This window comes from Microcystis sp. M113S1 (genome assembly GCF_020246945.1).
GTDB lineage: Bacteria > Cyanobacteriota > Cyanobacteriia > Cyanobacteriales > Microcystaceae > Microcystis.
Window position 1 is genome coordinate 1 of the sequence record NZ_JADBSA010000223.1, and the last position, 8912, is coordinate 8912.

At 34.5% G+C, this 8912-nt stretch carries 6 protein-coding genes; all 6 read right to left on the reverse strand.

Annotation, left to right across the window (positions count from 1 at the left end; translation table 11 throughout):
• Positions 1 to 108: 108 nt before the first annotated feature.
• Positions 109 to 723: a DUF4435 domain-containing protein gene (locus IM319_RS11340; RefSeq protein WP_287735667.1), complete on the reverse strand. Its 615-nt coding sequence runs from the start codon at positions 721 to 723 to the stop codon at positions 109 to 111.
• 23 nt (positions 724 to 746) lie between these two features.
• Entirely contained in the window at positions 747 to 2291 is a 1545-nt protein-coding gene (locus tag IM319_RS11345) for an AAA family ATPase (RefSeq protein WP_287735668.1), read from the reverse strand.
• 322 nt (positions 2292 to 2613) lie between these two features.
• Positions 2614 to 4920, reverse strand: a complete 2307-nt coding sequence (locus IM319_RS11350) for a dynamin family protein (RefSeq protein ID WP_287735670.1) — start codon at positions 4918 to 4920, stop codon at positions 2614 to 2616.
• 12 nt (positions 4921 to 4932) lie between these two features.
• Positions 4933 to 5730 carry a hypothetical protein gene (locus IM319_RS11355; protein WP_287735671.1) on the reverse strand — a complete coding sequence of 266 codons (798 nt, stop codon included), beginning with the start codon at positions 5728 to 5730 and terminating at the stop codon, positions 4933 to 4935.
• Entirely contained in the window at positions 5720 to 8191 is a 2472-nt protein-coding gene (locus IM319_RS11360) for a dynamin family protein (RefSeq protein ID WP_287735672.1), read from the reverse strand. Before IM319_RS11360 ends, IM319_RS11355 begins: the two co-directional genes overlap by 11 nt.
• A 93-nt stretch (positions 8192 to 8284) precedes the next feature.
• Entirely contained in the window at positions 8285 to 8776 is a 492-nt protein-coding gene (locus IM319_RS11365; RefSeq protein WP_287735673.1) for a DUF29 domain-containing protein, read from the reverse strand.
• Between the last annotated feature and the right edge of the window lie 136 nt (positions 8777 to 8912).

Genomic DNA, 8912 nt, shown 5'->3' on the forward strand with positions numbered 1-8912 from the left:
ACTCAATTGTCTATCTTTTGGTATTAACCTATTTGTGCCTTAAGTCCTTCTTTATATGAATTTCAGCTACTTTTGGGCGTAGGCTCTCTTATCTAATTTTATTTTCAGTTAATTATTTGCATAACAATTACCGAAGAGCCTTACTGATTTAGCAATAGGCTTAAGTAAATCTTCTGATAAACCTGCTAAACTCAAAGCACAAGCTATTCTGAGAGTATGCTCAAATTTAGATTCAAAAATTTCAAATGCTTCTTGATAAAAACTACTGACTAAATAATCGTTGAATGCCTTTCTCAACGTTGATATTTCAAAAAAATAGTTTTCAATTGAATGACCTCTACTCCAAATTAATCTCTTGTTAATTTTATGAGTTTTAATATGATCTTTTAAATCATTGCTACATTCAAATTCTCTAAATTCTCGATCAACAAAGCCCAAAACTCTATTGTTAACATCTGGCGGCTCTTGGGCAACTAAATCACAGATTTTTTCTATCTTAGCTCTATTTCCTAATTCTCCTTGTATTCGCTCCGCAGTATCAATAATAATTTTTTTCAATAAATATAATTTTTCTGCTGAAATCGGAGCTTCATTTTGTTTTAAAAGATTACAAATAATAGTAAAAAACTCCTCATCATCGGCTCCTTCTAGCAACAAAAACCTATCATTTGACATAATTATTTCAGTAACGTATTCTTCAGGAGTTAACTGTAATCCGTTCATAAAGTCGATACTTATCTAAATTTTTAAAAGGGAATGTTTTCAAAATCATCATCATCTAGTATATACATTTGATCTTCACTGTCAAGAGTATCAGTATTTATATTAGCGTTTGCCGTTGGTTGTAGTTCAAGTTTTATCATTCTCTCTCGATATTTGGATGCAATCACAGCAGAATGAGTACAAATAATGAGTTGTTTCTCATCAAGTTGTTTAACCATTTCTGGTAATAATTTACGCTGCCAATCGATGTGAAGTGAAATTTCAGGTTCATCAATTAAAACAACCCTACCACCTGTCATGTGACTGGCGGCATAAATTAAACCTACGACTTGTCTTTCTCCAGAAGACAAAATTTGCAGACTATGAATAGCTTCTTCATCACCAATTTTAACACCTAATTTCCCTCTGCCTTGAGGTAAGCTTGTAGAACCTATTTTTAATTGCTTTCTCTCTAAAAATCCATTGACTGATTCAAGATATCTTTCAATAGTATAATAAGCTGTTATTTGTGCATCTAGTCTTTGTTGAAGAGAACTTTTATACACTGATAAAACTCTACTAGCAATAGTTTTGTATTTTGGCTCTGATTCAAAGAATCTCAACTGTTCTATTAATTTTTTATAAACATCATCTGATTGATCACGATTAACTTGAAAAGGTGAATTTTGCAATTTTTCCGAAAGTTCTATTATTTCTGTAATAACTTCGTCTGGCTCTTTTGTATTATCGTCTGTCTCAAATGATTGAGAAATAACTTGAGAAAATTGAAGAAAAGCTTGTGAAAGCAAATTTCTATCAAGACTAGCAATTTTTAATTGAGCTTCTGTTAATTTTGAATTAATATGTTCTTCTATTTCTATCGGTGAAGGATACTCAAGTCTAGGGACAAATTTCCCAAATAGAATCCGAGCTAATTCGGTTGATCTGGCGGAACTTCTTAGAACTTTTCTAAAATTAGGTGATCTTCGGGCAAAATGTCTAATTTCATTTTCATCTAAGGTAGCCCATGCCTCAATCATTGTTCTAAAAGCAGGGAAATAAGTTGCTTTTAAGTCAATATCTTGCTTCTTCTTAGAAGATGATGGATAATAACGTGCAGGCAATAAAATTTCGCTATTTTCTTTTTGCTTTTCTTCTTCTAATAATTCTGCAAAACGGTAAGAATCAACTTCTTGATTATTAACAAAGACTTTTGTTACTGTTTCTTGAGGTTCTTGAGGAGAATTCTGCTGTTTTATCAATATTTCCGTATCATCATCTAATGTAATGGTTAATTTTTGAAATTTTAAATAGCCAAAACGTCTAAAATCTTCGTTGACGGCATTAGCAAGAATATGCAATACAGTTGTTTTGCCTGTGCCATTACTTCCATGAATAATATTAACTTCATCTTGAAAATCAAGATTAATATCAAATCTTCCATGTATTCCAATCGCTTCTAAACGCTTAATAAATCGAGACATACCTTTAATCTCATATAACAGTCTCAAACGAAAATTATAATCTAATATGAAACTTTTGTCAAGTTTTTTCCTAAGCTGATCCGAACGGGTAATAATAACTAACACTGAGAGAGCTTATTTTAGTGCGATCATCGACCTTGACCTTGGTAAATTCTTGTCTAATCCTTTGAATTAGTCGATACTGCTGCCGATTCAACCCAAGGAAACCCCGAATAAATCTAACGCCTTTTGTTGCCGAGGAGAATTACGATTAGGGAATTTTCCCCTAAACTTTCCCCACTTGTTTATTAAGAAATATTATAATAAACATGGGTACATACAGAAAAGTTAATGGGTGTATCCATTGATGGATAAGGGTTTTTGGTTATTATAGTATATATGTATGAAGTATCGTCGCAATAATAGCGGTGCTTTGCTATAGCTAACGCTACTGAGAGGAACTATTTCTTTTCAAGGCAATTGCTAATTGTCTCAGTCGTTCACTAACTTCTAAATTAAATTCTTGAGATTTCAAATTAGCGGGTAATTCTGCTACAAGCTGAGGATTCTCTTTATACCATTCGTTTTGAGCGACACCTGCCCATGTTCCTTCTTTTTCTCGAAAAATATCCACTAATCCTCTTAATTCTTGAATACAGTAGGACTCAAATCCTGCGGCTTCAAAAATACCATTGCGTAGATATTCTTCAAAAGCGTTAATATCATTAGTTACTTCAAAGGTAACAACCTCTCTGGGTGGGGTTAATTGGTCGGCTAAATCGATAACTGTATCTACCGTCATTCCGATAACGTTTTTGGCAATTTCTGTTACACCTAACACCTGTTGACGAAGACTAGGATTAAAGAGTAAATCAGAACCATATTTAACGTATTTTTTTAAGACCCTAAAAGCCGGTTCATCTCCTTGATAATAGTTATCAATCAGTTCCACATCAGCCCCCAATAATTTGACAATTTGGCTGCGGGTATCACTGTTAACAGGACCGCGAATTAATGCTTCAGCAACGGGACGAGCAAATCTTAAAAATAACACTGATAAACTATTTTCTAAGCGGGTTAAAAACTCCTGTTCTGAATAACCAATAAGTCGTTCTTTTACTTGAGAACTTCCCCATAATAAAGAGGACATATAATCGACTAATTTTAAGGCTTCATCTTTTAATTCTGCCGCTAATTGTCGAGCAAGGGCAGCCAAAAATGTTCTAACATCCCCATATAAGTCATCCCGCCAAGCATAATTAGCTCTTACCTTGTCGAAGTCTGGAAAAGAATTTGCGTCAAAAATAATTTCTTTTTTTCTTAAAGTTTCTTGTCTTAATTTTGCCATTTCACTGGCTAAAAGTTGGCCATAGCGTTCTTTAAATTTTTCGATACTACTGGAAGATTCGTTATTAACTTTTTCTAAGGGTTTGTTAATGACAGATGTTTCATAAAAATTTTGTAAATCAGCTTTTATCTGTTCCCATTTTCTATGCCACCATTCTGAAAAATCAATTCTTCTTCTTTCTTCTTCAAAGCGTTGTGCTTCCTCAGGATTTTCGGGAAATCTTTGACTGACAAGATGATGAATGTCCTCTGAGGTGCTGACAATTTTATCAATGGAAGCTTCACAGCGTTTCTTGAGAATTGCCACTCGCTCAGTATTAATATAATTAAAGATTTTTTCTTTAATTTCAGGGATTCCTGTAGCTTGAGTTTTTAACATTTCATCATCTATAATTCCAGTTAAAGTTTTTAATTTATCTTGAATATTGCTGGCTTGTCCGATTTCTAATTGAGTATGTTCTTCCGCCAGATTATTTAAGATTAAATAAGCTCCTGCTGAACCAGAAACAATGCGATTAACAGGTAAATTAGCGCGTTTTAACCAATCCTGAGAGGCTTCTGTAATATGAGTTTTAAGGGCTTCTGGGCTACCGAGAGAGTCAATATGACTTAAAAAGACAAATAATTTATCAGCAATGGTGACATTCTTATCACCTTGTTCGGTAAATTTAATAATTTCTAATTCGGCTTCTCTAATACTGCGAAAACGCTGAATTACGATGACTGCATCACAGTCGGATAACATTTGTTGGGCTTCATCAACGTGCTTGGCTAACCCAGAATCTGAACCCGGAACATCATAAAAGACGATTCCTTCTGCTTGAGCGAGTTTATTAGTATAAAGTCGGGCTTCTAGGACTGCATGGGCGTATTTTTCATCGGCAACGTATTTTTTTAGTTGTTCTCGGATGTCTTCGAGTCGAGTAAAAGGAATAACTAAATTACCTTCCTTTCTGACTTGTTGTAGGGTGATTTCGTTTTCTCTAATGGTGTTTAAGTCTTCTTTTGCGCCAACGGTTTCTAATTCTTTGAGAAGATGAATAAATTGTTCTTGGGTGCGGGTTTGCACTTCTAATCTTTGTTCAGATTCGCTTTTAACGGAATAAATTTGCGTGGTGGTAAAGGTACATCTTCCTCCTTTGGCAGGAAGTAAATCACATTCTAACCAGGCGTTAATAAAGGTACTTTTTCCTGCCTTTTCTAAGCCAACAACAGCGATACGAAATTCTCTTTTTCTCAGTCTTTCGAGTTGACGGTTAGCAGGTATTGCCTCTTGCATGAGGATTTCTGTTAATTGAGAGGGAACTTCAGCTTGGGGAAGTTTGGCTAAGTCAACAGCAAAATGTTGGATATTTAAGACATCACTGAGACGGGTTTCATAGTAGGATGAGGCAGATTTCCAATCCATTAAATTAACTCCTTAAATACGGTTGAATGATTTGAGAACAGACGCATCTCTCAAGCGACCTAGCTGTATAATTTTACCCTCTGTATCCTTAGGTATATCCCTTTTAATAACATACTTAGTTTCTGCCCCAATAATATCTTGTCCATTGGGTATGTCAATCCTAATATAAAATTTAAGTTGGCTGTCTTGTAAAATTTCTTGATTAATAACATCTATCATTTGTTGTTCAGCTTCCTCTGTTCTAATACATAAAAACTCTGGGGCAGATTCAATTAGTTCAATGATTTTATCTCTATTTATCCGCTTTCCTACAGTTAAGCCATAAACTGCTGATGCAGGAACAGCTAGACAAATCGCTGTAGGAATGGGTTGGCTAGGAAGTACAGGATGAATTGTGTTTTGTTTGCGGGAATCCCCTAACAATTTTTGAGTAAAATATGTTCCGATTAAGATAACAGCAGCGAGTACAATTAATTCCATTTTGTCCTTATCATTATCTACTGATTTACGAAGTGGTCTGGAGACATTTTTAACGAGTTCTCCCCCCATTTTAAGGATAGAGAATTCTTTAACAGGTTTTTGTTTATTGATAGAAATTGTATATATAATATCATCAGATAAATCTAAATCTTCATCTAAAGAAGCCTTTTTTTTAATATCATATTCTTGACAAAGTTCCTGGGCTTGGCTTTTATTATCTAAAATCAAATAAATGACAGAGCTTAAAGTACCTACTTCCTGACTTTTAATGTGAGGAAAAACTTGTTCAAAAATTTGCTGATATCTGGTTTCAAAGTATTCAACTAACACTGGAATCAGCCTCCTTTTCAAAATTTCCTAGTCGAGAAAATTCCTCTTCTAATCTTTTCGCTCTTTGTTGCATAGGTTGCCACACATTTTGCTGTTTTTCATAATCAAAAGTAATCTCCTGTCTAGCTTTTTCTAGTCTATCTCGATACTGATCAAGAATATCATTTTGAGTTTTATCTACACTTTTTTTTAAATCGTCAATTTGTGCTAATAGCCATTCTATTACTTGTTTTAACATCTCAGGTTCAACTTCTTTTAACTGTTTTTTCCAGTCGGCTAAAATTTGTCCTATACTTGGAATTTTTGCATTTTCACTGGATCGTTTTTCCTTTTTGGGAACTATCCATAACCAATGTTTCCAAGTTCTGCATTTTTCGGTATATTGTTCTTCTTTAATTTCAAAGTCCGAATCAAGCCTAACAAAATCAAATTTTAGATCATTTGTAACTTTGTTTAACTCGGATTCTGGAAATCTAATCACAATATCAGGAGCGCGTTCATTAGAACCTTTTTCTAAATAAGCAAGATGACAGATGAATAATTCATTTACTGCTTCATACATTCGCTGAATCTCTTGGGTAGAAATTTTATCCAACACTTGCGCTATAATCAGACTAAGATGAATAGACAGTTCGTTAAGTTCATAATTTTTTTGCTTAAGATTCTCTTTTTCTTCCTGAGTTTTTGCCACTACATTTTGTCCATTTTTGGCGAAATAATAACTATAGCCCAGTTTGATTAATCTTCTCAGATTACCCTCTAGCAAGTTAACATTGACAATATTAGCTTTTTTAAAATTAGGATGGTCTAGCGTAACTATGCCATTTTCTAAAGATTCTGCAACTGCTTCTAAAATCTGGTCAACTCCTCTCCCCAGAGCATTTCTCCAATCATAGAGAGGGACTAATTTTTCTTCAATTTCATTATAAGGTTCAGTAAATTGAAGATCGGTAATAGCTTCTGTTAATATAGAAAGGGGATCATCTTCTGTTTGTTGGTTTAAATACTCCTCACAGTTTTGTTTAATTTTTTCAAAAGGCTTTCGTAAATTAGCATCACTCACTTGAAGAAATTGAGCTAAGGAAGATTTAATCCATGAGATTTTTTCGATTTCCTGTTGATAATTTTCTTCCGAACTGTTAAGAATTGCCGTGGTAGTTTGTACTGCCCATTGTGCAATACTATTTCCCGCCGCTACATTAAATTTTTCTAGAGCTTGGGGAATAACTAATTTAGGAAAATGTTCTGCTATGTGCTTGCTTAGTTTGTCTTCAAATTCTTCTGCATAGGATTGTTTGAATAACTCTTTAGCAATTTGTTCTTGTTGAGAGATAGTCCATTGTTTAGGATCAAGACTTAAGTTTCCTCGCTTCATCATTTCCTTAATTAAAACTTGAAAGTTATCTATGGCTTGCTCATGGGGTTTTAATACTTTCTCAAGTCTAGTTTGATCATGCTCTGACCAATTTTCTTCTCTCTTAGGTAATTCCTCTAACAGCTCCTGAAGCAATTTTTTATTATCCTGAATTTGTAAAGCTAATAAGGCTGGCCATGTACTCAGTTTTACAATTCTCAAATTTTCAATATCTTTTGTATATTCTCTTAAATTCTCGATCAGTTTTTCCTTAATGTTTTCAGTCGTTTCTTCAATAAACTCACCTTCACTTTCTTGCCAATCATCATCTGATCTGAATATATCAATTCGATTTAAAATAAATAGCATTCGTGCAGGAGAGCCTCCTAAATCTTTAACTTGATTAACAACTTCTGATAACAAATTATCAACTTTGTAAGTATCTGTTTCTGCGCTGTTATATGTTACTAAACATAAAGCTTCACGACATTGTTTTATAATCCCAAGATTTCCCTCATCTCCTACATAAGAGAACCCAGGTAAATCTAATAACTTAACTCTAACCCCTTTAGGCAATTCTAAGAAACTTTCATCTTTAACCAGTCTAAAAGGATAATAAATAATAGATCGAGGATAAGCTAAATCAGGTTGTTTTTTTCTGGCTTTAATATAAGCCTTCATTAACTGTTTTAAGCGACTATAAATATCTTCATCGCTAATCTTTTCCCATTTCCCGCATTCCCACAATGCTCCAGGTGTTTCTTCAATAATTAAAGTCTTTTCTTCGCTATACTCAATGGTAACTGTTCCTGCACTCATTTCTCGCTGTGCCATCGGTACAATATCAGCACCACACAGGAGATTCACTAAGGTACTCTTACCACTGCTCGTCGTGCCAGTCGTCGCTAAAATCAGGGTAGGATGGCGCAATTCATTGATTAACACTTCTAAAGCTTTCTCTAGGTTACTAGAAAGTTCGTGGATTTCACCATGATAGGATTCAGGCAAATGCTGAATAATCTCCGTTTTGAAGTCACCCCAATAACCCGCTAGAAGGTTAGCTTTATTTTCCACTGCTTGGAAAACTTCGTAAGATTTTTGACCCATAATACTCTATCGCTGACAGAATAAGCCGATTCAAGAATAAGCCACAACTTCATTATAACGATAATTTTCTTTCTTGCCTTTAATTCTCGTGTTCTAAACTGGTAAAAAATCAAAATCTATAATTTCTGCAAAGGTATAAGGACAAACTTGCGGAAACGTATCCAAAGATAAACCAGTTTTTTTGCTCACCGATCGCTTGGCTTTATCATAAATTATATCTAACCTAGAAGCCCCATAATTGTAGAGGGTTTTTGACTGGAATAAAATTTCTAGTTCTAGACGGAAATTATCGATTTCATCGGCCAATCCCTGGCCACAATTACCTTTTTCAGTCAGCCAATACTGATACATTAATAAATGTTTAACGGTTTGAATTAGATAGCTTTCCACTTGGTTTCTTTGTTCTCTCCCCCAATCTTCTATCTCCGTTAAAAGATGTTCCCAATCTAAATTTTTCATCTCCCCGCTTCGAATTTGTTCGGTGGTTCGCTCAATCCACAAAACAAAGTCCTGATCATAAAGCTGTTTTAATTCTTCCCACTGCATAGATTTTTGAGATTGAGCCGCGCTTTTATTATTAATCATCGGAAATTTTGGGTCTGAAACCCCGCCGTTCTAGGTTGGCTTTACGTTAGAATTAAAAGGCCAGTCTCGAAAACCAAGTGGACGGCGCAGCACCTTGAAAACTCGGCTTAGGGGGTTCCGACCAGAAAAGCTTGGC

Excerpts from the sequence above, each read along its gene's own strand:
- IM319_RS11340 (WP_287735667.1), bottom strand. The coding sequence starts at position 723 with ATGAACGGATTACAGTTAACTCCTGAAGAATACGTTACTGAAATAATT.
- IM319_RS11350 (WP_287735670.1), bottom strand. The coding sequence starts at position 4,920 with ATGGATTGGAAATCTGCCTCATCCTACTATGAAACCCGTCTCAGTGAT.
- IM319_RS11360 (WP_287735672.1), bottom strand. The coding sequence starts at position 8,191 with ATGGGTCAAAAATCTTACGAAGTTTTCCAAGCAGTGGAAAATAAAGCT.
- IM319_RS11365 (WP_287735673.1), bottom strand. The coding sequence starts at position 8,776 with ATGATTAATAATAAAAGCGCGGCTCAATCTCAAAAATCTATGCAGTGG.